Source organism: Frankia sp. AgB32 (assembly GCF_023243045.1).
GTDB lineage: Bacteria > Actinomycetota > Actinomycetes > Frankiales > Frankiaceae > Frankia.
The window spans coordinates 28256-52199 of sequence record NZ_JALKFX010000045.1; the positions used below are offsets into that span (position 1 = coordinate 28256).

A 23944-nucleotide genomic window follows, 5' to 3' on the forward strand; every position below is an offset into this window, starting at 1 on the left:
CGCAGCGGGCGTGCGGGCGTTCGGGCGCGGGCGGCGACGCGGCCCGCCACCGGCGGGGGCGGCGACCGCTACCTGTCGATCGCCGCTACTTGTCGACGCGGGTGGCGTAGACGGCGGCCTGGGTGCGGCTGGACAGTTCCAGTTTCTCCAGGATCGCCGAGACGTAGTTCTTCACGGTCTTCTCGGACAGATGGATCCGCCCGGCGATCTGCCGGTTGGTCAGACCCTCGGCGATGAGCACGAGGATCTGGCGTTCCCGTTCCCCGAGCGCGGCGAGCTTGCGGTCCTCCACCGGCCCCTCACGCAGCCTGGTCAGCACCCGCTGGGTGACGGCCGGGTCGAGCAGGGAGCGGCCCGAGGCGATCGTGCGGATCGCCCCGACCAGGTCGGTGCCCTTGATCTGCTTGAGCAGGTAGCCCGCGGCGCCCGCCATGATCGCGGCGAACAGCGCGTCGTCGTCGTCGTACGAGGTGAGGATCAGGCAACCGATCTCGGGATGCGCGGAACGCAGGTCCCGGCAGACGTCGATGCCGTTACCGTCCTCCAGCCGGGCGTCGAGCACGGCCACGTCCGGCCGGGTGGCCGGGATGCGGCGCAGCGCCTCCGCCGCGGTCGACGCCTCGCCGACCACGTCGATATCGCTGGATTCGGAGAGCATCTCCCGGATTCCGCGGCGGACGATCTCATGGTCATCCAACAGGAAGACCCGTACGGTACTCACAATGGAACAATACCGGCGTAATCGGTCAGCCCGGCTGTGTTGACGGGGTGACGCCCGTGTCGGGGGCCCGTCCGTGCCGGCGCCCCCGCGTGCCGAGATCATGGCGCACGACACGATTCATCGCACAGCGAAGTCAATCGCCTCCGAACAGTTAGAGGACTGTGGTCGCGGGCGAAGCCTACAGAGTGGTCGTGAAATGGCAGCTCCGGCTCTGTCGCCACGCCGTTCAGGCGTGCCGTGGCGCGCGTTCGTATGATCCTGCGCCCCCCGGCTTCGCGGAACTCGCCTGGGCACCCGACCGCCCGCCGGGCCGGCGCCGTCGAGTGCCGCACCGGTCCGGCTGGACGCCGTGGCAGTGCTGGGTGCTCGCCGCGGTGCTCAGCTCCGCGCTGTCGGTCGTGGCCGCCGCGGTCCTGCCCTACGCCGCCGCGCAGATGATCATTCGCCTCGCCGTCATCGGTGTCTGCCAGCTCGGCATCGTCAGTGCCGGCCGCGGCGCCCGGCGTGCACCCTCCGGCGACCGCTCGTGGCGCTGGCTGCTGGTCGGCGCCTTCGCCCTCATCGAGCTCGCCGGCTGGTGGTACCTCCTCGCGGGAATCCCCGTCAGCTCACCGGCACGGGGCCAGCTCACCTACTCCCAGCTGAGCGTCCTCGCCCCGCTCGTCCTCGTCCTGCTCGCCCTGCTGCGCTACCCGGCGCCACCCGCCACGCTCCACGGACCGCTGGGCCCCCGCTGGTGGATCGCCACCCTGCTCGACGGCCTCATCGTGGTCTGCTCGGTCGGCCTGCTCGCCTGGACGCTGCTCCTGCGCCGCGTCGTCGATACCGGGATGGGTGACATCGAGGCTCTCGTCGTCGTCCTGCTGTACTGCGCCGCCGGCGTGCTCATGGCCTGCACCGCCGTCGCCCTGTGGATCTTTCGCCGGCCGGCGTCGGCCACCGGATTCGTCCTGCTCGCCACCGGGATCGTGATGCTCTGCCTGAGCTTCTTCGTCTACGCCCAGGTCATCGTCATCGGCAGCGGAGGGGTGCGCTTCGCCAGCCTGGACTGCTGGGTCGTCGCGGTCTGGCTGCTCACCCTGGCCTGCCTGGCCCCCGCCGGGACCAGCCGGACCACCCCAAGCCGGCGGTCGGTGGCCCGCACCCGCTGGGCCCACGCCGTCCTGCCCCTGCTGCCGCTGGGCGTCGCCGGCCTGATCGTCCTGTACGACATCACCATCGGCGCCGGCCCCCAGGCCGTCGACATCGCCGCCCTGCTCGCGCTGCCGCTGCTCGGCCTCGCTCGCCAGATGGTCATCCTCGCCGACAACATCGGTCTGCTGCACCGCCTGGAGATCAGCGAGCGCCGGCTGCACTACCAGGCCTTCCACGACCCGCTGACCGGCCTGGCCAACCGGGCGCTGTTCGGCGAACGACTACGAGACGTCCTCGACGCCCAACGCCACGACCGTCGCCGCTTCGCCGTCCTCTACGTCGACCTCGACGACTTCAAACGGGTCAACGACACCCTCGGCCACGCCGCCGGCGACCGACTCCTGCAGGTCACCGCCCAGCGGCTGAGCCGCGCCGTGCGCTCCACCGACACCGTCGCCCGCCTCGGCGGCGACGAGTTCGCGATCCTGCTCATCCCCGGCGGTGAGGCCCCCGCGACCGTCGGCAGCCGCGTCCTGACCGCCGTGCGCGCCCCCGCCCTGCTCGCCGGCGCCCGCCAGACCGTGCGGGCCAGCGTCGGCCTCGTCGTCGCCGACGCCGACGAGGAACTGTCCGCCGAACGCGTGCTGCACCGCGCCGACGCCGCCATGTACGCGGCGAAGAGCACCGGCAAGGGCACCCTCACCCCGTACACCCCGGGCCTGGCCCACGACGACGGCCGGGACGACGCCACCAGCTTCCGTGCGGCCCTGATCCGCGCGCTGCGCGGCGAACCCGGCGACGGCTGGTTATGGGTCCGCTACAGCCCGATCGTCGACCTGCCCGAGACCCGACCCGCCGGCCTGCGCGCCGAGCTGCGATGGTCGCATCCCGCCCTCGACGAGGTCCCCGCCGCGGACCTCGTCGCGACCAGCGAACAACAGATCATGTTCCCGGCGCTCAACCGCGCTGTCTTCGAGCGGATCCTCGCTGACCTGCCCCGCCTACGCGACGGACCCCCCCCCCCCCCCGTGCACCTCGCCGTCTCCGCCACGGTGCCGCCGACCCCCGCCTTCGTCACCGCCGTGCGCGACGCCCTCGACACCGACCGGCTGCGCGACGGCGAGCTCATCCTCGACATCGTCGACGCCGAACGCGACGTCAACCCGGCCGAGTGGGCGGCCCGCCTCGCCGAGATCGGCGAACACCGGATCGGGGTGTGCCTGGCCGACTTCGGCATGGAGGACGCCAGCCTGGTCCTGCTGTGCTACCTCGCCGTCGACATCGTCGCCCTCGGCCCGTCGATCACCGGGGTGTGGACGTCGCCGACCACCTACGACCGGGTGCGGGTGCGGGGCGACGCGCTGCGCGAGAGCATGCGCGGGCTGTTCGCCGACCTCGGCGTGCGTCTCATGGTCACCGACCTGGCCGACGCCGCCGCCGCGGCCCGCGCGGTCGAGCTCGGCGCCACCCTCGCCGCCGGCCCGGTACCCACCGGCCCCATCCGACCCACCGGCCCGGCAGCATCCGCCGGACCCGCCGAGTCCGCCGGCACCGGACCCGCGGACACCCCGTTCGCGGACGCGGCACGGCGGGCATCGGCGGTCACCGACCGACCGGGCGGGGTCAGAGCGGATCGACCGCCGTAACCCGCACCACCGCGACGCCGGCCTCGTCGGAGGCGGCCAGATCGATCGATCTCCGCGCTGATCCCCCAGTCATGGTCACCGGCCGGATCATCGAGGATCTGCCGGGCCGTCCACACCGGGCCGTCGGTGTCCAGCAACAGCATCTCCGGGCCACGGGCATCCGGTCCGGTGCCGATCGCGTCGTGCTCCTCGTAGCGGACGATCTCATGGTCATCCAGCAGGAAGACCCGTACGGTACTCACAATGGGACAATACCGGCATAAGTGGTCGGCCCGGCTTGTGTCGCCGGGTAACGTCCGTGTCGGGGGGCCCGTCTGTGCCGCCGCGACCCGGGTATCGGGTTCGTAGTGCACCGCACAAGTCGTCACCTAGTGAAGTTAGATGCTTTCTAAGAGTTAGAAATGGCCGATGCGGGTCACGTCAGAGACGTGGTCGCGAGACGGCAGGGCCCGCTGCCCCGCCACACGGCGCGGCAGCGCCGGACACTGCGGCACCGGCAGGCACCGGGCACCCCATGGCAGCGCTGGCTCGGCGCCGCCGGGCTGAGCACCGCCGCCCCCATCGCGTGCGTCGCCGTCCTGCCCGGCGCCATCGCCCAGCTCACCCTGCGGCTGGCGATCATCGTCGTGCTGATGATCGGGACCGTCGCCGCCCTCGGCACCGCCCGGCGCGCCGACCCCGGCGACCGCTCCTGGCGCTACCTGCTCGCCGCCGCCCTGGCCATGCTCGAGATAACCGGCCTGTGGTACCTGATCGCGACGGTCCCGCTGGTCGGGCCGGCCGAGTCGCGCCTGAGCTACGTCCAGCTCACCATCGTCATCCCCCTCGTCCTCGTCCTGCTCGCGCTGCTGCGCTACCCGGCATCCCCGGGCGGCCCGGGTCCCACCGGCCGCGGCCCACTGGGACCCCGCTGGTGGATCGCCACCCTGCTCGACGGCCTCATCGTCGTCTGCTCGGTCGGCATGCTGGCCTGGACGCTGTTCCTGCGCCGCGTCGTCGCCGCCGGCGTCGACGACGTCGAGACCCTCGTCGTCATCCTGGTCTTCTGCGCCCTGGGACTGCTGATGATCTGCACCGCCGTCGCGCTGTGGGCCTTCCGCCGCCCCGCCCGCCCCGGGGGATTCATCCTGCTCGCCGTCGGCATCGTCCTGATGTGCGTCAGCTTCCTGGCCGACGCCCAGAACGCCACCGTCGGAACGGCCATCGTCCGCAACGGCCCCCTGGCCTGCTGGCTCATCGCCGTGTGGCTGCTGCCGCTGGCCTGCCTGGCCCCCGCCCCGAGCACCCGCCCCCACGGCCAGCGCCTGCCCAGCCGGCGCGCCCGGGCCCGCACCCGCTGGGCCCACGCCGTCCTGCCGCTGCTGCCGCTGGCCGTCGCCGGCCTCACCGTCCTGCTCGACGTCACCGTGGGCTCCGGGCCCCGCCTCGTCGACATCGCCGTCCTGCTGGCCCTGCCGCTGCTCGGCCTCGCTCGCCAGATGGTCATCCTCGCCGACAACATCGGCCTGTTGCACCGGCTGGAGATCAGCGAACAACGACTGCAGTACCAGGCCTACCACGATCCCCTGACCGGCCTGGCCAACCGGGCGCTGTTCGGCGACCGGCTGCGCCGCGCCCTCGCGGCCCAACGCCACGACCGGTACCGCTTCGCCGTCCTCTACGTCGACCTCGACGACTTCAAACGGGTCAACGACACCCTCGGCCACGCCGCCGGCGACCGGCTGTTACAGGTCACCGCACGGCGCCTGACCCGCGCGGTGCGCTCCGGAGACACCGTCGCCCGCCTCGGCGGCGACGAGTTCGCGATCCTCATCGTCCCCGGTGGCGACGCCCCCGCCACCGTCGGCAGCCGCGTCCTGACCGCCGTGCGCGCCCCCGCCCTGCTCGCCGGCCCCCGCCACACCGTGCGCGCCAGCGTCGGCCTCGTCGTCGCCGACGCCGACGAGGAACTGTCCGCCGAACGCGTGCTGCACCGCGCCGACGCCGCGATGTACGCGGCGAAAAGCACCGGCAAGGGCAGCCTCACCGTCTACACCCCCGTCCTCGGCCGCGACGCCACCGGCGCCGCGGCGCCCACCCCCCGCGCCGCGCTCGTCCGCGCGTTGCGCGGGCAGGACTCCGACGGCGACCTGCGGGTTCGGTACAGCCCGATCGTCGATCTGCCCGACGTCCACCCCGCCGGGCTGCGGGTCGAGCTGCGCTGGTCGCATCCCGTCTACGGCGAGGTGCCCGCCGCGGACCTCGTGCCCACCAGCGAACGCCTCGGGATGCTGCCCGCGCTCACCCACGCCACCCTCGACCGGGTCCTCGCCGACCTGCCCCGGCTGCGCGCCGGGCCCACGCCACCGCCGGTACACCTGGTCATCCACGCCGCCGTGCCACCGACTCCGGCGCTGGTCAGCGCCGTGCGCGGCGCGCTCGCCGACGGCCGGCTGCGCCCCGGTGAACTCGTCGTCGACCTCGTCGGGGCCGAACGCGGCCTCGACCCGGCCGGCTGGGAGGCCCGCATGGGCCAGATCGGCGCCCACGGCGTCGGACTGTGCCTGGCCGACTTCGGCGCCGCCGACACCAACCTGATGCTGCTGTGCTGCCTGCCCGTCGACACCGTCGCCCTCACCTCGCAGGTGACCGCCATCTGGACCCTGCCCACCGTCGACGGGCCGACCCAGGACCGCAACGACGTCCTGCGCGACCGCATGCTCGCGCTGCTCGCCGACTTCGGCGTGCGCCTCATGGTCACCGACCTGCCCAACGTCGAGGCGACCGCGCGCGCCGTCGACCTCGGCGCCACCCTCGCCATCGGCCAGGTGCCCCTGCCCCCGCGGACCATCGTGGCGGCCGAACCCGTCCCACCGACACCCGTCCCACCGACACCCGTCCCACCGGTGGGCGCGGCCTCCGAGGGCCTCAGAGCCGATCGACCGCCGCAACCCGCACGACGGCGATACCGGCCTCGTCGGAGGCGGCCAGGTCGATCTCGGCGCTGATGCCCCAGTCGTGGTCCCCGGCGGGGTCGTCGAAGATCTGCCGGGCCCTCCACACCGGGCCGTCGGTGTCCAGCAGCAGCATCGCCGGGCCCCGCGCGTCCGGCCCGGTGCCGATCGCGTCGTGCTCGGCGTAGTAGCCCGCCAGCGCGTCGCGCCAGCCCTGCGCGTCGAACACCGGCGCGTCGAACACCGGCGCGGCGGGCACACCCGCGGACCCGGCGGCGCCACTGCCGATGCCGGCGGGGTCGGCGTCGAGCTCGCCGAGCAGGTCGTAGCGGCGCAGCGCGGCGAGTTCCACCCGGCGGAACAGCGCGTTGCGCACCAGCACCCGAAACGCCCGCGGGTTGCGCGTGACCGCCGGCGGCCGCTCATCGACGCCCAGCGCCGGCGCCGCGGCGTCACCCTCGGCGTCGGGAGCGGAGAGCCGCTCCCACTCGTCGAGCAGGCTCGAGTCGGTCTGGCGGACCAGCTCCCCGAGCCATTCGGTGAGATCGACGATCTCCTCGGTGCGGGCGTCCTCCGGCACCGTGTGCCGCAACGCCTTGTACGCGTCGGCGAGATAGCGCAGCAGCAGCCCCTCCGAGCGGGCCAGCCCGTAGAACGACACGTACTCGGCGAACGTCATCGCCCGCTCGAACAGCTCCCGCGCCACCGACTTGGGCGCCAGCTCGTAGTCCCCGACCCACGGATGCCCACCCCGGTAGGTCGCGAACGCCGCGCCCAGCAGCTCGGCGAGGGGCTGCGGGTAGGTGACCTCCTCCAGCAGTTCCATCCGCCGGTCGTACTCGATGCCCTCCGCCTTCATCGCCGCCACGGCCTCCCCGCGGGCCTTGGAGAGCTGGGCGTGCAACACCTGACGCGGATTGTCCAACGTCGACTCCAGCACCGAGAGCACATCCAGGGCGTAGCCGGGGGCCGCCGGGTCGAACAGCTCGAGCGCCGCCAACGCGAACGGCGACAGCGGCTGGTTCAACGCGAAGTCGAGCTGCAGATCCACCGTCACCCGCACCGTGCGACCCAGCTCGTCGGGGGAGTCCAGCCGCTCCACCACCCCCGCCGCCAGCAGCGCCCGGTAGATCGCGATCGCCCGGCTGATCAGCCGGCGCTGGGTGGCGGCGTCGGAATGGTTGTCGGTCAGCAGATGGCGCATCGACGCGAACGCGTCCCCCGGACGGTTCACCACGTTCAGCAGCATTGCGTGCGACACGGTGAACTGGCTGGTCAACGGCTCCGGATCGGCGCCGACGAGCCGGTCGAACGTCGGCTCGCCATAGCCGACGGTGCCCTCCGGGGGCTTCTTGCGCACCACCTTGCGCCGCTTCTTCGGATCGTCCCCGGCCTTCGCCAACGCCTTGAGGTTGTCGACGACATGCTCCGGGGCCTGCACGACCACGTTGCCGACCGTGTCATAACCCGCGCGTCCCGCCCGCCCGGCGATCTGGTGGAACTCCCGCGCCGTCAGCAGTCGCACCCGCGTGCCGTCGTACTTCGACAACGCCGTGAACACCACCGTGCGGATCGGCACGTTGATGCCCACCCCGAGGGTGTCCGTCCCGCAGATCACCTTCAGCAGCCCCGCCTGGGCGAGCTGCTCCACCAGCCGCCGGTACTTCGGCAGCATCCCCGCGTGATGCACCCCGATGCCGTGGCGCACCAGCCGCGAGAGCACCTTCCCGAACCCCGCGGTGAACCGGAACCCGCCGATCGCCGCCGCGATCGCGTCCTTCTCCCCCCGCGAGGACACGTTCACGCTCATCAACGCCTGCGCCCGCTCCAACGCCTGCGCCTGGGTGAAGTGCACGACATACACCGGGGCCTGCCGGGTCTCCAGCAGCTCGGCGATCGTCTCGTGCAACGGGGTGGTGACGAACCGGTAGAACAACGGCACCGGGCGCTGCGCGGAACTCACCACCGCGGTGGGCCGTCCCGTGCGCCGGGTCAGGTCCGCCTCGAACCGCGACACGTCGCCGAGCGTCGCCGACATCAGCACGAACTGGGTGCGTGGCAGCTCCAGCAGCGGCACCTGCCACGCCCAGCCCCGGTCCGGGTCGGCGTAGTAGTGGAACTCGTCCATCACGACCTGGCCGACATCGGCCTCGGTCCCGTCGCGCAGCGCGATGTTCGCCAGCACCTCCGCGGTGCAGCAGATGATCGGCGCCGACTCGTTGACCGAGGCGTCCCCGGTGAGCATCCCGACCTTCGACGCCCCGAACGTCGCGCACAACGCGAAGAACTTCTCGCTGACCAGCGCCTTGATCGGCGCCGTGTAGAACGTGCGCCGCCCGGCCGCCAGCGCCGCGAAGTGCGCGCCCACCGCGACCAGGCTCTTGCCCGACCCGGTCGGCGTCGCGAGGATCACGTTCGACCCGGACACGATCTCGATGAGCGCCTCGGACTGCGCCGGGTACAACTCCAGGCCCTGTTCACCGGCCCAGGTGGTGAAGGCGTCGTAGAGGGCGTCGGGATCGGGCTCGGCGGCGCCGCCGGAGGCCGAGACGGCCGCGGCGGGAAGGTGGTCGGTGAGTGTCATGGTAGGTCGATCGTGCCTGACCGCGGCCGCGGACCGCCCGGCGGGCGCCGTCAGGGTGGGGGAGCGGCGGGTGTACCCGCCGTCACGGCCGGGGCGCCGCGACCGGTCAGCCCGCCATCCGGGGCGGCGCGGGAGCCGCCGCCCCCGGCGCGTTCGCGCCGTCCCCGCGGGTGAGGTGCGCGGCGCGTGATCCGCTCCCGCGCCGCGCGGACCGCCGGCCCTCCCGCGCCGCCGCGCCGCCCGCCGGCGGCGCACTCGGCACCGACGCGCTCGGCGCGGGGTCCGCGGGCGGCGGGTCAGCCGGGCCGCGGTGCAGGATGCGACCCGGGGGCTGCTCGGTGCCGTGCAGCCAGTACCCGCGGTCCTCGCGCAGCCCCACCCGCGGCGGCGGCTGGCAGGCCCCGTCGACCCGATGAGCATCGAAACCGCTGGTCACCCCGGCGAACGTCGCGTGACACGTCGGGCAGTGCGCCGCGGTCAGCGCCGTCCAACGGGCGTCACAGCCGCCGCAGCTCAGCAGGATGGGACGCTCGTACTCAATGTCCCGTCCGGCCATGAATCCGCCCTTCCCCCGATGCGATATCCCCCGTCGACCGGGATTGTCACCGCTTCACGTTTCGAACGCGGGCATTTCCGCTTTCCCACACTGTGCCGCGTCGCGACCGGCCGGAAACGGGAACCGACCCACCGCCCATACCCCCCGGACCCGCTCCGCGCACGGACGGTCTCCCGGGCCGCCTCGACGCTCCGGCGCCCCGAAACCGAGCCACCCGCCCACCATCCAAGATAATCAACGCTGTTGACGTCTCGGTGCCGCGCTTCGATCAAGAAACTGACGTGCAAACTACACCAGAGGGAGCCGTACCCATTCGTCGATCATCGGCGGTCTGGTGCGGGCACCCGGTTCGCGTCGGGTGTGGGGGAGTGGGCCGCCTGGTGGGGGAACGGGAACCTGTCGGACCCGACCGGGAGAATCAGGTCATGACAGCGGCGACGGCGGGCCGGCAGCCCGCGACGACCGGTGATCCGCTGGCCGCGCTGTGGGCGGCTGGGCCGGCCAGCCGGGAGCCGCTGGCCCTGGTGTCGGTGCCCGGCGTCGGCTTCGCCCTGGCCTGGCCGGAGGTCGCCGCAGAGGGCTCGCCGGCGCGGGTGCTCGTGGTCGCCGCGGCGCCGCCGGAGCAGGCTGCGGCGCTGCTGGCGACGATCGAGCGTCGTCTGCGTCCTCGCTGGGTGTGGTGGTCGGCGCGCCCCGCGGCTGCGGCGGCGCTGCGCGCCCGGGTGCGACTCGCGGCCTGCTGGGACCTCGCCGCCGTACACCGCCTGCTGCACGGCGGGCGCCGGGGTGACGCCGGCGCCGTGTGGGCCGCCGTCGCCGGCCTGCCCGCGCCGCCGCCGCCCCGCTCCCGTCCCGCCGCCGCGGCGTCCGCCGGTCAGCTCGACCTGTGGGACGCGGCGGACGAACCGGACGCGTCCGCCGACCAGCCGGCGCCCGGCCCCGGCGCACTCGCCGACCGGAGCGGGCCGCTGCGCGGCGACGGCCAGCTCGACACCGACTGGCCGGCGCGGGCCGGCACCGCCGCCGAGCTGCTGCGCCGCGCCGGCGAGGTGGCGTCGCTCGCCCTGCGCGCCCACGCCCACCAGCGGGACGCGCTGCGGCGCCTGCCCGACCCCCGCCCCGAGCCGGGGCGCACCGCGCTGGCGGTCCTCACCGGCCGGGCGGAATCCGCCGCCGAGCTGCTCGCCCTCGAACTCGAACGCGACGGTCTGCCGCTGGCCCGCCACGACGCCGAGCAGCTCCTGGCGGACCTCATCGGCCCACCGCCGCGCACCCCCACCGACGAGCTCGCCGCCCGCCAGCGCCGCGACGCCGCGGTCCTCGCCCACCTGCGCGAACCGGTCGACCTGCGCCACCCCGCCGCCGTGCGCGCCGGGCTGCGCGCCGTCGGCATCGACGTGCCCGACACCCGCTCCGGCCGGCTCGAACCGCTGCGCGGTACCCATCCCGTCGTCGGCGCGCTGCTGACCTGGCGGCGCGCCGAGCGGATCGCCACCACCTACGGCTACCGCTGGCTGGACACCCACGTCGGCACGGACGGTCGCCTGCGCGGCACCTGGCATGCCAGCGACGGCGGCGCCGGTCGCATGACGGCCCAGGCGGGTCTGCACAACCTGCCCGCCGACCTGCGTCGGGCGGTCGCCGCCGAACCCGGCCGGGTGTTCGTCCGCGCCGCCCTGGGGCAGATCGAACCGCGGGTCCTCGCCGTCGTCTCCGGCGATGGGGCCCTCGCCCACGCCACCCAGGCCGACGACATGTACGCCCCCGTGGCCGCGCAGCTGCACCTCGGCCGCCCCGACGCGAAGGTCGCGGTGCTCGCCGCCATGTACGGCCAGACCTCCGGTGCCGCCGGGGAGGCGCTGCGCCGGATGCGTCGTGCCTACCCGGCCGCCCTGGCGTTCCTCGACAACGCCGACGCCGCCGGGCGAGCCGGGCAGGACCTGCGCACCTTCGGCGGCCGCCTGATCCGCCTCGCCCCGGCATCGCCACCGTCCGCCCGGACCGTGGCGCCGCCCCCGCGCGGCCTGACCGACCCCCGGCCCGCCGGCGACGCCGAACCGGAAAGCGACGCCGCCCGCCTGGCCCGCGGGCGCTTCGCCCGCAACGCCGTCGTGCAGGGTCCCGCCGCCGAGCTGTTCAAGTCCTGGGCCGCCACGGTACGTGCGGCATTGCCCACCCTCGACGGCGAGATCGTGCTGTGCCTGCACGACGAACTGCTCCTCCAGGTCCCCGAGGCCAACGCCGAGCAGGCCGTCGACCTGGCGCACCGCACCCTCGCGGGCACCGCGGCGTACTGGAGCTCCGGCAGCAACGTGCGGATCCTCGCCGACGTGGCGATCCTGCGCCGCTGGTCCGAAGCCCACGACTGAACCGTCCCCCACACAAGATAATCAACACTGTTGACGCCACCGCACAGCACTTTGATCTTCAATCACCAACAACACCACACCTGCCGCGGCAGCGCCCGACCTTGATCGTCTCGTTGAGTGGCGGGGGAGTCGCTCCCCGCCACGTCCAGAGCCCACCGATGCGAGCACACGGAAGATCAAAAACGGCACCTGGCCGGGCTGGAGTGCGTTCGGATCCCTGTCCGCGTGCGCTGCCTGTCGGCATCGTGGCCAGGCAGCGCACGCGGTGCCGCGGTGCCGCCGGCAAGCTGATCGGCTCGGCTCCACGCTTCGTCGATCCCGCCCTGGACGTCTACTTGACATAATGTGCATTATCGGCGCGTTGGGGGGTGTGGGGGTGTGGGTGGGTTTGTGATTGGTCCGGGTTCCGATGTGAGGGGCTCGCTGCTGGTGTTGCGGGTTGTCTGGTCAGAGTCTGATCGGGCTGTGGGCGGCGTCCGCCGTGGCGGCGCGCGCTCACCTCCGCTGGGTGGCGGGGTCCGCGGGTTTGTCGGGTGGTGTGGGGGTGCCGGTACCGCATGGTGGTGTTGGCGACGGTGTTGTCTCGGCGGGCGCCGTGGGTTCGCAGTTCTGGTGGGCGTCGAAGCTGTTTTTCTGTGGATGTCTCTGGTGGCGCGGTGGTGTGCTTCGGGCGGGGTGGTCTCCCCCGCCCTTTTTTCTGATCTTGGCGGGTGGCGCCTGGTGGGGCGCCGCGGGGTGGGCCGGGTGGGGTGTGGTCAGGGGGTGTGGTGTGGGGGTGGGCCGGCGAGGGGTTGGTCGGCGGCGGGGCTGGTGCAGCCGGGTTCCCAGGGCAGGTGGCCGGCGGGGTCGCTCCAGATGAGCTGGTAGGCGGGGACGGGTGGGCCGTCGGGGTGCTGGTGGATGGCGTTGGCGTGCGGGAGCAGGTCGTCGGAGGCGGCGGCGTCGAGGGTGAGCAGGTGATGGCGGCGGGGTGGGGTGAGGTCGGTGAGGGTGGTGTGGGCGGGTGGGTGGTTGCCGGCGTGGATGCGGGTGGCGAGGAGGTTGAGGTGGTGGGCGGCGGTGTCGGGTGGCAGGCCGGTGATGAGGAGTTCGGGGTGGTGGAGGGTGGTGAGGCCGATGGTGTAGGCGTAGTCGGGGTCGCTGGTGGTGGGGTCGGCGAGGACGGCCTGGATGGCCCAGCCGTGGCGGCGGATGGTGGCGCGGATCCAGGCGGCGTGCTGCTGGTCGAACTGGAGTTCGATGTTCATGGCGTGGCTCCCCCGGGTCGGTGGTGGGATGCGGGGGAGGTTAGGCGTGGGGTCTGACAGTTTTCGGGTTGGTGCTGGTGGTGGGGGGTGTCAGGGGGTGTCGAGGTGGAGGGCGAGGCTGTTCATGCAGTAGCGCTCGCCGGTGGGGCCGGGGCCGTCGGGGAAGACGTGGCCGAGGTGGCTGCCGCAGCGGGCGCAGCGGACTTCGGTGCGGGTCATGCCGTGGGAGTGGTCGTCGACGAGTTCGACGGCGGCGGTGTTCGTGGGTTCGGTGAAGCTGGGCCAGCCGGAGCCGGAGTCGTATTTCGTGTCGGAGGTGAACAGGGCGGCGTTGCAGGCGCCGCAGCGGTAGGTGCCGGGTTCCTTGCTGTAGGTGTAGGCGCCGCTGAAGGCGCGTTCGGTGGCTGCCTGGCGGAGGATGGCGTAGCGCTCGGGGCCGAGTTCGGCGCGCCATTCCTCATCGGTTTTGGTGATCTTGTTGGTGGCGGGGTCGGTGGGGGTCATGGGCTGGTGGTCCTTTCTGGTGGGTTCGCTCCCCCGGTGTCCGGGTGGGCGGTGTCGGGCGGGTGGGTGGTGGGGTGGGGTGGGGTGCTACTTCCCCGTGGTGTCAGGTGGGGTGGTGCGGCGCAGGGTGAGGGGTGCGGCGGCGGTCATGGCGGTGCCGAGGGCGGGTGGGAGGTGGCCGCGGGCGGTGGCGGTGGCGAAGACGGAAACGTCGCCGGCGTCGGCGAGCATTCCGGCGGTCAGCCAGGTGTGGGGGTCGTGGTGGGTGGCGAGTGCGGTGAGCAGGCCGGCGCCGAGGGCGAGGTCGCGGATGGCGGCGAGGCGGGCGGTCCAGGCTAGGCGGGTGGCGGTGGTGCGGTCGGTGCCGGCCAGGCGCAGGGTGTCGGTGGCGTGGGTGAGGATGAGGGCGCCGACGGCGCATCGGGCGATACCGAGGGTGAGGGTGGGCAGGGTGCGGATGGGGCGGGTGGGGGGTTTCGTGGTGGGGTGCTGGCGCGCTGCGTTCATGATTGTGTTAGAGGTCCTTCCGCGGCGGGAACGTCTCGGCTGGCCAGAACGTTGTGGACGGGTAGTTGCATACGACTCGACGCTCGGAGGAGTTATATGGGCGAGCGCATCCTGCGGGGAAGCCGTCTCGGTGCCGTGTCCTACGAGACTGACCGCAGTACCGAGCTTGCCCCGCGGCAGTCGGCGTCCTATGACTGTCCCAATGGCCATCAGTTCACGATGCCTTTCGCGGCGGAGGCTGAGGTGCCGTCGGTGTGGGAGTGCCGGGTCTGTGGTGGGGCGTCGGTGATCGTCGATGGTGAGCGGCCGGAGCCGAAGAAGGCGAAGCCGCCGCGGACGCACTGGGACATGCTGATGGAGCGTCGGACCACCGACGATCTGGAGGAGGTTCTGGCGGAGCGGCTGGCGGTGTTGCGGGGCACCGGTGAGGGGCGGCGTAGCGCCTGAGTGGTGCCTGCGGCGGGTTGCTGTGGGTGGTGGAGGGTCGGGCACGGTGTGCGTGCCCGACCCTTTGGCGTGTCTGGGTGCCGGGGTGTGGGTGGTTAGTGGCTGGTGGTGACGTTGCCGGGTTGGTCGGCGTCGTCGGCGTGCTGGTCGTTGCGGGTGGTTTGGGTGGGGGTGTTCTGCGGTGTGGGGGGCTGGTCGCTGCCGGCGCCGGTGAGGCTGGTGGGGCGGGGTGTGGGTGGGCGGCGGCGGTGGGTGGCGGCCCACAGGGCGACGCGCCAGAAGGCTTCGGCGACGATGGTGTTGCTCATCTTGGAGGTGCCGCGGGCGCGTTCGACGAAGGTGATGGGGACTTCGGTGACGCGGAAGCCGGAGCGCCAGGCCTGCCAGGCGAGGTCGACCTGGAAGCAGTAGCCCTGGGAGACGACTCCGGTGAGGTCGCGGTCGCGTAGGACGTCGGCGCGGTAGGCGCGGTAGCCGGCGGTGGCGTCTCGCAGCGGCATGCCGAGGGCGGCGCGGACGTAGATGTTGGCGCCGCGGGAGAGCAGGAGGCGTCGGCGGGGCCAGTTGTGGACTTCTCCCCCGGGTACCCAGCGGGCGCCGATGGCGAGGTCGGCGTGGTCGAGGGCGGCGAGCAGGCGGGGTAGTTGTTCGGGTTGGTGGGAGCCGTCGGCGTCCATTTCGACGATGACGGTGTAGTCGTGTTCGAGGGCCCAGGTGAAGCCGGCGACGTAGGCGGTGCCGAGGCCGGATTTGCCGGGTCGGTGCAGGACGTGGATGTGGGGGTCCTCGGCGGCGAGTGCGTCGGCTATGTCGCCGGTGCCGTCGGGGCTTGCGTCGTCGATGACGAGCAGGTCGACCGTCGGGTTCGCCGCGCGTAGACGCCGGGCGGTGTCCTGGAGGTTGTCCCGTTCGTTGTAGGTCGGGACGCAGACGACGACGCGGTGGTGATCCACGCGGTTCCTTTCCTGATCGGGGGCCATGTCCGTCAGCCCGGCCCGGGGGGCGTCACCGAGGGTGCCGTCTCGCGGGGCGGTGGTGGCCTGCGGGGTGGTGCGGGTGCGGTCCGGGCCGCTGGTGGTGTGGTCGCGGCGGCGGTGGAACGCTCCCGCCATCATGGCGCCCAGGCCGAGGATGAGCAGCACCGCCTCGGGGAGGTCGCCGGCGCGGTCGGCGAGGGTGCGGCTGGTGCGCAGGGGCAGCGTCGCGGTGAGGACGGCGGACTGGTAGAGGCCGCTGGTGGCGAGCAGGGTGCCGTCGGGGGTGATGAGGGCGCTCTGGCCGCTGGTGGAGACCTGGATGGTGGCACGTCCGTGTTCGACGGCGCGTAGGCGGGACATGGCGAGTTGCTGTTGGCTTTCGCCTTTGCGACCGAAGGAGGCGTTGTTGGTCTGGATGACGAGGATTTGCGCGCCGTGGTCGATGGTGTCGCGGACGAGGTCGTCGTAGGCGACTTCGAAGCAGATGACGTCGCCGAGGGTGGTGCCGGCGGCGGTGAGGGCTCCGGGGGTGTGGCCGGGTTGGAAGTCGCTGGGCATGTCGTCGGCGAAGCGGCTGATGAGGTGGGTGAGCAGGGCGCGGCCGGGGAGGTATTCGGCGAAGGGTACGGGGTGGCGTTTGACGTACATCTGGCCGGTGAAGCCGTCGGCGGTCCAGATCATGCCGGCGTTGCGGACGTGGCCGGGTCCGGGTCCGTCGAGGACGGCGCCGATGAGGACGGGTGCGCCCGCGGTGCGGGCGGCGTCGCGCAGGGCGGCGGCGACGGTGGGGTCGCGGGTGGGGTCGAGGTCGGAGGAGTTCTCGGGCCACAGGACGAGGTCGGGGGCCGGGCTGCGGCCGGCGGCGACGTCGGCGGCGAGCTGGTGGGTTTGGGTGAGGTGGTTGGCGGTGACCTGGAAGGCGCGGCCGAGGGCGTGGATGCCGCCGTCGGCGGGGACGTTGCCCTGGATGGCGGCGATGGTGCGGGTGCCGTTCTGGGCGGCGGTGGGCAGGGGGACGAGTGGGCCGGTGAGGGTGAGGGCGAGGGCGCCGAGCAGGGGTGGGGCGAGGGGACGGGGGGTGTGCTGCCAGGTGTGGTGGCGTAGGGCGTGGTGGGTGTGCGGCGCGGCGTGGGCGAGCAGGGCGCCGAGGAGGGCGACGGTGGCGGTGAGGGTGGGGGCGCCGGCGAGGGCGACCAGCGGGGTCAGCGGGCTGTGGGACTGGGTGAAGGCGAGGCGTCCCCAGGGGAATCCGCCGAAGGGGGCGCGGTCGCGCAGTGCTTCCTGGGCGGTCCACACGGCGCCGGTCCACAGCCACGGGGCGGGTAGGCGCCAGACGAGGGTGGTGGCGGGGGCGACGAGCGCGAGGATGGCGGCTTCGGCGGCGGCGAGGATGATCCAGGCATCGGTGCCGACGAAGGAGACGAAGCGCAGGAGCGGGAGGAAGAAGGCGAGGGCGAACAGGAACCCGAGGGCGTAGGAGGCGCGCAGGCGGCGGCCGCGGACGGTGAGGGTGAGCAGGGTGACGGCCAGTGGTGCCAGCGGCCAGGCGCCGACGGGTGGGGTGGCGAGGTAGAGCAGGAGGCCGCCGGTGATGGCGGTGAGTGCGGGTGGGGTGCGTCGGCGCAGGGTGGCGCGGCGGGTGGAGGTGCGGGTCGACTCCCCCGGGCTGCACTCCCCCGGGCTGCACTCCCCCGGGCTGGGATTCCTTGGGATCGGTGTGCTGGTGGTCGTGTCCCCCGGGGCTGGTTCAGGTGCTGTGGGGGTGGTGGTGGCGCGGGTGTGGTCGGGCGGTGGGGCGGGTGCCGGCGTGGTGGCGGGGTCACCGGCCGCCTGGTCCGTGGGGCGGGGGCGGGCCGGCGAGGAGGTCACCGGTTCAGTTTCGGTCACGGTGGGGGCGCTGACCAAGCCGGCCCCGCCGGGGTGGTGCCGGCGGCGGGGTTCGGGTGGCGGCTGGCGCGGCTTCACCCCTCGACCTTATCGAACGTCTGTGCGAACATCTGGGTGGGTCAGGTGAGGGTGTCGTGGAGGATCTGGCCGCGCAGGACGGTGCGGCGGCAGGTGGGGGTGGGTTCGTGCGGGTCGGGTAGTGCGCCGGGGTGCCGCGCGGTGGTGTCGGGGCGGTCCCAGATGGCGTAGGTGGCGGGGTGGCCGGGGGCGAGGATGCCGTGGCCGTCGTGGGCGGCGTGGGCGGCGCGCCAGCCGCCGCGGGTGGCGGCGAGCAGGGCGGCGTGGGGGGTGAGGCGGGCGGCGGGGTTGTGGTGGCCGGTGGCGGCGTGGATCGCCCCCCAGGGGTCGAGGGGGGTGACGGGGGCGTCGGAGCCGAAGGCGAGGGTGATGCCGGCTCGGGCCAGGGCGGCGTAGGGGTTGGTGGCCTGGGCGCGGGTGGGTCCGAGGCGGGTGGCGTACATGGCGTGCGGGCCGCCCCAGCGGGCGTCGAAGGCGGGTTGGGTGGAGATGACGAGGTTGTGGGCGGCGATCCGGGCCACCTGCGTGGGGGTGATCATTTCTGCGTGTTCGAGGCGGTGGCGGCCGGCGGCGATGCGGCCGCGTCCGAGGGTGGTGGCGGCGGCGTCGAGGCCGTCGAGGACGGTGGTGATGGCGGCGTCGCCGATGGTGTGGAAGCCGGTTTGGCGGCGGGCGTGGGTGGCGGCCAGGACGATGTCGCGGATGGTGTGGGAGTCGAGGTGCAGGGTGCCGTGGTGGGGGGCGTCGGTGTAGGGGGTGTGCAGGGCGGCGGTGTGGGAGCCGAGGGAGCCGTCGACGAAGATGTCGCCTCCCCAGGCGACGTCGAGGTCGAGCGCGGTGGGCAGGTCACCGGCCCAGTAGCCGGTGATGTGGGGGCCGGGGGTGGTGGCGGCGTGGGCGAGCAGGCCGGCGAGGTCGTCGGCGGAGGAGACGTCGGGGCCGGCCATTTCGTGCAGGGCGGCGATGCCGAGGGTGGCGGCGTGGGTGCGGGTGGCCTGCCAGGCGTCGCGGCGTTGGCTGGGCAGGAGGGTGGCGTCTGCGGTGCGCCGGGCGGTGTGGTGGGCGTCGCCGGTGACGCGGCCGTCGGGGTGCCAGCCGGGGTGGTGGGCGGCGCGGGCGGCGGCGGCGAGCGCGGTGGAGATGACGGCGGTGTGGCCGTCGACGCGGGCGAGGTAGACGGCGGCGCCGTCGGTGGCGCGGTCGAGTTCGGTGGCGGTGGGGGGTGTGGGGTCTGGCCAGCGGGTTTCGTCCCAGCCGGTGCCGAACACGGTGGTGTGGCGGCGGTGGTGGTGGGCGAGGGCGTCGAGGGCGTGGGTGCGGGTGGGGGCGGTGCTGAGGTCGAGGCCGGTGAGGGCGAGGCCGGTGGCGGTGGTGTGGATGTGGGCGTCGACGAAGGCGGGGGTGATCAGGGCGCCGTCGAGGGTGAGGATGGTGTCGGCGTGCAGGGTGGCGGCGTCGTCGTCGGTGCCGATCCAGGTGATGGTGGTGGTGTCGGTGAGCATGGCGGTGGCGGTGGGGTTGGTGGGGGTGTGGATGTGGCCGCCGCGGTAGAGGACGGTGCGGTGGCGGGTGGTGGGAGTGGTCACGAGTGGTGAGTGTGCGCGGTGGGGTGCTCGGGTGGGTGGTGCGTCGGCCGCGGTGGGTCAGAGCGCTGGGGGGCGGCCTTCGTAGGGGGTGGAGAGCACGACCATGGTGCGGGTGAAGACGTTGGCGGCGGCGCGGATGCGTTGCAGGAGGTTCTCGAGGTCGGCGGGGCTGGCGACGCGCACTTTGAGCAGGTAGCTTTCGTGGCCGGCGACGCTGTGGCAGGCCTCGATCTCGACGATGTGGGCGAGGCGGTCGGCGGCGTCGTCGGGTTGGCTCGGGTCGATCGGGGTGATCGAGACGAACGCGGTGAGGGGCAGGCCGACCTGGGCAGGGTCGACGAGCGCGGTGTAGGAGGTGATGACACCGCGTTGTTCCAGGCGGCGGACGCGCTGATGGACGGCGGAGACCGACAGGCCGGTCGCCCGGCCGAGGTCGGTGAAACTCATCCGCCCATCTCTGCACAGCATCTGCACGATTCGTCGGTCGAGATCTTCCAGCACGATCCGGAGCGTACGCACGCGGACGTGGCGGTAGTGGTGGTTTTCTGGTCCGTTGCCTGGTCCCGGTGGGACAGCCGGTACGGTCGCGGCTGGAGTGTGTCGTCGGTGTGGGGCCGGGGGCGCGCGGGTGGCCGGGGTGCCGGGCGGGTCCGGGTGGTGGGTGAGGGGGCGGGTGTGAGGACGGCCGGTGGTGGCGGGCTGATGGTGGTGGATACGCCGTCGTTGTATTTCCGGGCGTTCTACGGGGTGCCGCGGGCGGGGCGGGCGGCCGACGGGACGCCGGTGGGGGCGGTGCGGGGGCTGCTCGATGTGCTGGCCCGGCAGGTGCGGGAGGTGCGGCCGCGGCAGCTGGTGTGCTGTTTCGACGCGGACTGGCGGCCGGCGTTCCGGGTGGCGTTGCTCGCGTCGTACAAGGCGCATCGGGTGGCGGAGTCGGTGGGTGGTCGGGAGGCGGAGGCGGTCGAGGAGGATCTGCTGGTCCAGTTGCCGATCATCGATGAGGTGTTGGACGCGTTCGGGATCGCGCGGGTGTCGGTGGCGGGGTTCGAGGCCGATGACGTGATCGGGACGTTGGCGACGCGTCATCAGGGTGCGGTGGATGTGCTCAGTGGGGATCGGGATCTGTTTCAGCTTGTCGATGACGTGGCCGGGGTGCGGGTGCGGTATGCGGTGGAGCGGTTCGCGGTGGTGGATGAGGCGTCGGTGACGGCCCGGTATGGCATTCCGGGGCGGGCGTATGCGGATTTCGCGGTGTTGCGGGGTGATCCGAGTGATGGGTTGCCGGGGGTGGCGGGGATCGGAGCGAAGACGGCGGCGGTGTTGCTGGGGCGGTGCGGGTCGCTGGCGGCGGTGCTGGCGGCGGTGGAGGGGGCGCCGGCGGCGGGTGTGGTGGAGGGGGTGTCGGCGGCGGTGCGTCGGCGGCTGGTGGCGGCGCGGGACTATCTGGAGGTGGCGCCGCGGGTGGTGGCGGTGGTGCGGGACCTTCCGTTGGGTGAGGTCGGTGGGGTGGTGGGGGCGCCGGCTGATCCGGTGGGGCTGGCCGCGTTGGGTGCGAGGTGGGGGGTGGCCGGGTCGGTGGGGCGGTTGGAGTCGGCGTTGCGTGTGGTCGCCGGCGGCTGAGGTGGTGCTGGGGGGGTTCGGGTGGTCCTGGGGGTTCGAAGGTGGTGCGGGTGGCTGCGGGGTGGTGGCTGTGACGGTGGGGCTGCTGGCGGGCGGGGGGTGGGGTGGACGGTAGGTTCTGCGGGCGTACCGCGACTCGGGCATCCGACGGTGAACGGCGCGGAGGCGTCGCGGGGGGCGGATCGTCGCCTAGGGTTGCGCAGCGGAGGTGCAGCGGCTCGTCCGTGGGACGTGTTGACGGTGTGGGTGCCCGGTGGGGGTGTCCCGGTGATGACGGCAGCGGAGGTCAGGGTGGGGCTGCGTGAGCGGCTCGCGGGTCGGCGTGTGCTGGTGACCGGGATGACCGGGTTCATGGGTGAGGCGCTGCTGGAGCGGTTGTTGTCGGATTTCCCGGATACCCAGGTCGTGGCGTTGGTGCGGCCGCGGGGTAGTCACAGCGGGGCGGCGCGGTTGACGCGGATGTTGCGTAAGCCGGCGTTCGGGCCGTTGCGGGAGCGGTGGGGTGCGGCGGGGCTGGCGGCGGCGCTGGAGCGGCAGGTGCAGGTGGTGGAGGGGGACCTGGCGTCGGTGCCGCAGCTGCCGGGGGGCATCGATGTGGTGATCCACTGCGCTGGGGAGGTGTCGTTCGATCCGCCGATCGATGATGCGTTCCGGATCAACGTGGGTGGGGTGCAGGAGCTGGTGCGGGCGTTGCGGGCGGGGGGTTCGACGCCGCATCTGGTGCATGTGTCGACGGCGTATGTGGCGGGGTTGCGGGCGGGTCATATCGCGGAGGGGCCGCTGTCGCACGGGGTGGACTGGCGGGTGGAGCAGGCGTTCGCGGCGCGGGTGCGGGAGCAGACGGAGGATGCGTCGCGCTCGCCGGAGAACTCGGCGCGGTTCCGGCGGGCGGCGGGGCGGGGGTTCGCTGCGGCGGGGGCGCAGACGGTGTCGGCGGAGGCGGAGCGGCTGCGTCGGGAGTGGGTGGCGCGTCGGCTGGTGTCGGCGGGTGGGGAACGTGCGCAGGTGTTGGGGTGGACGGATGCGTACACGTTCACGAAGGCGTTGGCGGAACGCTGGTTGGAGGAGAACCACGGGGAGCTGCCGTTGACGGTGGTGCGCCCGTCGATCATTGAGAGTGCGTTGGCGCGGCCTTTCCCCGGGTGGATCGAGGGGTTCAAGATGGCCGAGCCGCTGATCATCGCGTATGGGCGGGGTGAGCTGCCGGATTTCCCGGCGTCGCCGGATGCGGTGGTGGATATCATTCCGATTGATCTGGTGGTGAACGCGACGTTGGCGGCGGCGGCGACGGTGCCGCCGGTGGACTCCCCCGCCTATTACACGGTGTGTTCTGGTTTCCGGAATCCGTTGCGGTTCCGGGAGCTGTATTCGCATGTGCGGGAGTACTTCATCGCGGATCCGTTGCCGCAGCGGGGTCGGGGGGCGATCGGGGTTCCGCAGTGGCCGTTCGCGGGGGCGCCGGCGGCGGAGGCGCGGTTGCGTCGGGGTGAGCTGGTGGTGGGGGCTGCGGGGCGGGTGTTGTCGCAGGTGCCGGCGTCGCGTCGGGCGCGGGTGTGGGCGGGGCAGTTGGAGCGGGCGCAGAGTCGGGTGGGGTTTCTGCGGCGCTATTCGGATGTGTACCGGGCGTACACGAAGGCAGAGCTTGTCTATGTTGATGATGCGACGCGGGCTTTGTATGAGGGTTTGGACGAGGCGGACAAGGCCGATTTCGGGTTTGATCCGAAGTGTTTTGACTGGCGGCATTATCTGCAGGAGGTGCACTGCCCGGCGGTGACGGCGGTGTTGCGTAAGCCGCGGGCGGCGGCGGCGCCGCGGCGGTTGTCGGGGCATCTGGCGGCCGGTGACGGGGTGGTGGCGGTGTTCGATCTGGATGGGGCGGTGGCGGCGGCGTCGGTGGTGGAGTCGTATCTGTGGATGCGGCTGGCGGATGAGGGTGTGTGGGGCCGCGCGCGGGAGTTGGCGTCGTTGGCGGCGGCGTTGCCGGGGTACGCGCGGGCGGACCGGCGGGATCGTGGTCATCTGATGCGGGCGGTGTATGCGCGGTATGCGGGGGTGGATCCGGAGGAGTTGGAGCGTCTGGTGGCGCAGGTGGCGGGGGATGTGTTGTTGCGTCGGGTGCGTCCGGCGGGGATTCGCCGGGTGCGGGAGCATCGGGCGGCGGGGCATCGGACGGTGTTGTTGACGGGGGCGTTGGAGGTGGTGACGCGGCCGTTGGCGTCGTTGTTCGATGACGTGGTGGCGGCGCGGTTGGAGGTGGGTGGGGATGGCCGGTTGACGGGTCGGTTGGAGTCGTCTCCGCTGGTGGGTGATGCGCGGGCGGCGTTCGTGCGTCATCACGCGCGGGTGGTGGGGGCGGATCTGTCGGTGTCGTGGGCGTATGCGGACAGCCAGTCGGATCTGCCGTTGTTGGGGGCGGTGGGTAATCCGGTGGCGGTGAATCCGGATGTGGCACTGCATCAGGTGGCGCGGGGGGCGGGGTGGCCGATCGAGGAGTGGTTGGTGGCGGCGGGTGAGTCGCGTGCGGTGGTGGGTAGTCGGGTGGAGCGTCGCTGGCAGGCGGCGGGTCGGGGTGGTGGGCGGTGACGCGGGGGGTGCAGTTGTACGCGTCGCCGGGGCGGGTGGTGGCGGCGCGGGTGGCGGGTGCGGGTCGTGGGTGGGGGGCGGCGGCGGTGTGCCGGGCGGTGCCGTTGCGGTATGTGGACGGGGTGGATCCGCGGCCGCCGGATGCGGGGTGGGTGCGGGTGCGGCCGTCGTTGTCGGGGATCGGTGGGGCGGATCTGGCGTTGGTGACGGGGCGGGCGTCGGGGTATCTGGCTGCGGGGGTGCGGTTGCCGTTTGTGCCGGGTCGGGAGGTGGTGGGCCGGGTGCAGGAGGAGGTGCGTGATGGTGGTGGGGTGGTGGTGGTGGTGTCGGGTGGGCGGGTGGTGGTCGATGCGGTGGTGGGGCAGGCCGCGGCGGGTGGGGTGGCGGGGGGTGGGTGGAGCCGGGTGATGGTGGTGCCGCGGGTGGCGGTGCGGGCGGTGCCGGAGGAGGTGCCGGACGCGTGCGCGGTGCTGGTGGATGCGGCGGCGCGGGCGGTGCGGGCGGTGGCGGCGGCGCGGGTGCCGGCGGGTGCGCGGGTGCTGGTGGTGGGGTCGGGGGCGGTGGG

16 protein-coding genes and 1 pseudogene are annotated in these 23944 nt (G+C 73.1%); 7 read left to right on the forward strand and 10 right to left on the reverse strand.

All coding sequences use genetic code 11. The features are described from left to right. Positions 1-85: 85 nt before the first annotated feature. On the reverse strand, positions 86-721 hold the full coding sequence (locus MXD60_RS15600; RefSeq protein WP_308222498.1) for a response regulator: 636 nt from the start codon (positions 719-721) through the stop codon (positions 86-88). A 323-nt stretch (positions 722-1044) separates the two neighbouring features. On the opposite strand from MXD60_RS15600, the gene MXD60_RS29420 reads away from it, so the two are divergent. Next, positions 1045-3501 carry a diguanylate cyclase domain-containing protein gene (locus MXD60_RS29420; protein WP_248819809.1) on the forward strand — a complete coding sequence of 819 codons (2457 nt, stop codon included), beginning with the start codon at positions 1045-1047 and terminating at the stop codon, positions 3499-3501. Here the strand turns inward: MXD60_RS29420 and MXD60_RS29920 are convergent. Beyond that, positions 3479-3695, reverse strand: a pseudogene (locus MXD60_RS29920) (DUF3516 domain-containing protein); the annotation flags it as partial. The gene MXD60_RS29420 and the pseudogene MXD60_RS29920 sit on opposite strands and share 23 nt — an antisense overlap. A gap of 234 nt (positions 3696-3929) precedes the next feature. On the opposite strand from MXD60_RS29920, the gene MXD60_RS29425 reads away from it, so the two are divergent. Next, positions 3930-6488, forward strand: a complete 2559-nt coding sequence (locus MXD60_RS29425) for a diguanylate cyclase domain-containing protein (RefSeq protein WP_248819814.1) — start codon at positions 3930-3932, stop codon at positions 6486-6488. Here MXD60_RS29425 and MXD60_RS15615 read toward each other — a convergent pair. Both MXD60_RS15615 and MXD60_RS29430 read right to left on the reverse strand, forming a co-directional pair. After that, on the reverse strand, positions 6409-9018 hold the full coding sequence (locus tag MXD60_RS15615; RefSeq protein ID WP_248819815.1) for a DEAD/DEAH box helicase: 2610 nt from the start codon (positions 9016-9018) through the stop codon (positions 6409-6411). The two genes, MXD60_RS29425 and MXD60_RS15615, sit on opposite strands and share 80 nt — an antisense overlap. Positions 9019-9124: 106 nt before the next feature. Continuing rightward, complete coding sequence (locus tag MXD60_RS29430; protein WP_308222500.1) at positions 9125-9574, reverse strand: FDXHR family putative zinc-binding protein; 450 nt, start codon at positions 9572-9574, stop codon at positions 9125-9127. A 425-nt stretch (positions 9575-9999) separates the two neighbouring features. On the opposite strand from MXD60_RS29430, the gene MXD60_RS15625 reads away from it, so the two are divergent. Further along, positions 10000-11943 carry a DNA polymerase gene (locus tag MXD60_RS15625; RefSeq protein ID WP_248819816.1) on the forward strand — a complete coding sequence of 648 codons (1944 nt, stop codon included), beginning with the start codon at positions 10000-10002 and terminating at the stop codon, positions 11941-11943. 755 nt (positions 11944-12698) lie between these two features. On the opposite strand, the gene MXD60_RS15630 is transcribed toward MXD60_RS15625, so the two are convergent. From MXD60_RS15630 to MXD60_RS15640, 3 genes are all read right to left on the reverse strand, one after another. After that, a complete protein-coding gene (locus MXD60_RS15630; protein ID WP_248819819.1) occupies positions 12699-13190 on the reverse strand; it encodes a DUF4262 domain-containing protein in 492 nt (163 codons plus the stop codon). Positions 13191-13280: 90 nt separating this feature from the next. Beyond that, complete coding sequence (gene msrB, locus MXD60_RS15635) at positions 13281-13694, reverse strand: peptide-methionine (R)-S-oxide reductase MsrB (RefSeq protein WP_248819821.1); 414 nt, start codon at positions 13692-13694, stop codon at positions 13281-13283. An 87-nt stretch (positions 13695-13781) separates the two neighbouring features. Then, a complete protein-coding gene (locus MXD60_RS15640; RefSeq protein WP_248819823.1) occupies positions 13782-14201 on the reverse strand; it encodes a hypothetical protein in 420 nt (139 codons plus the stop codon). Positions 14202-14297: 96 nt separating this feature from the next. Here MXD60_RS15640 and MXD60_RS15645 point away from each other — a divergent pair, with 96 nt between their 5' ends. Continuing rightward, positions 14298-14648, forward strand: a complete 351-nt coding sequence (locus MXD60_RS15645; protein ID WP_101833638.1) for an RNA polymerase-binding protein RbpA — start codon at positions 14298-14300, stop codon at positions 14646-14648. A gap of 95 nt (positions 14649-14743) precedes the next feature. Here the strand turns inward: MXD60_RS15645 and lnt are convergent, their stop codons facing one another. The 3 genes from lnt to MXD60_RS15660 all read right to left on the reverse strand — a co-directional run bounded on the left by lnt (position 14744) and on the right by MXD60_RS15660 (position 19695). After that, complete coding sequence (lnt, locus tag MXD60_RS15650; protein ID WP_248819825.1) at positions 14744-17494, reverse strand: apolipoprotein N-acyltransferase; 2751 nt, start codon at positions 17492-17494, stop codon at positions 14744-14746. Positions 17495-17631: 137 nt separating this feature from the next. Further along, a complete protein-coding gene (locus tag MXD60_RS15655) occupies positions 17632-19176 on the reverse strand; it encodes an amidohydrolase (protein WP_518468039.1) in 1545 nt (514 codons plus the stop codon). A gap of 57 nt (positions 19177-19233) precedes the next feature. After that, on the reverse strand, positions 19234-19695 hold the full coding sequence (locus MXD60_RS15660; protein ID WP_518468041.1) for an Lrp/AsnC family transcriptional regulator: 462 nt from the start codon (positions 19693-19695) through the stop codon (positions 19234-19236). A 183-nt stretch (positions 19696-19878) separates the two neighbouring features. On the opposite strand from MXD60_RS15660, the gene MXD60_RS15665 reads away from it, so the two are divergent. The 3 genes from MXD60_RS15665 to MXD60_RS15675 all read left to right on the forward strand — a co-directional run. Further along, positions 19879-20796: a 5'-3' exonuclease gene (locus MXD60_RS15665; protein WP_248819836.1), complete on the forward strand. Its 918-nt coding sequence runs from the start codon at positions 19879-19881 to the stop codon at positions 20794-20796. Between the two features lie 270 nt (positions 20797-21066). Next, on the forward strand, positions 21067-23379 hold the full coding sequence (locus tag MXD60_RS15670) for an SDR family oxidoreductase (RefSeq protein ID WP_283098422.1): 2313 nt from the start codon (positions 21067-21069) through the stop codon (positions 23377-23379). Next, on the forward strand, positions 23376-23944 hold a 569-nt coding region (locus MXD60_RS15675; protein WP_248819827.1), incomplete at its 3' end, for an alcohol dehydrogenase catalytic domain-containing protein. The genes MXD60_RS15670 and MXD60_RS15675, both read left to right, overlap by 4 nt.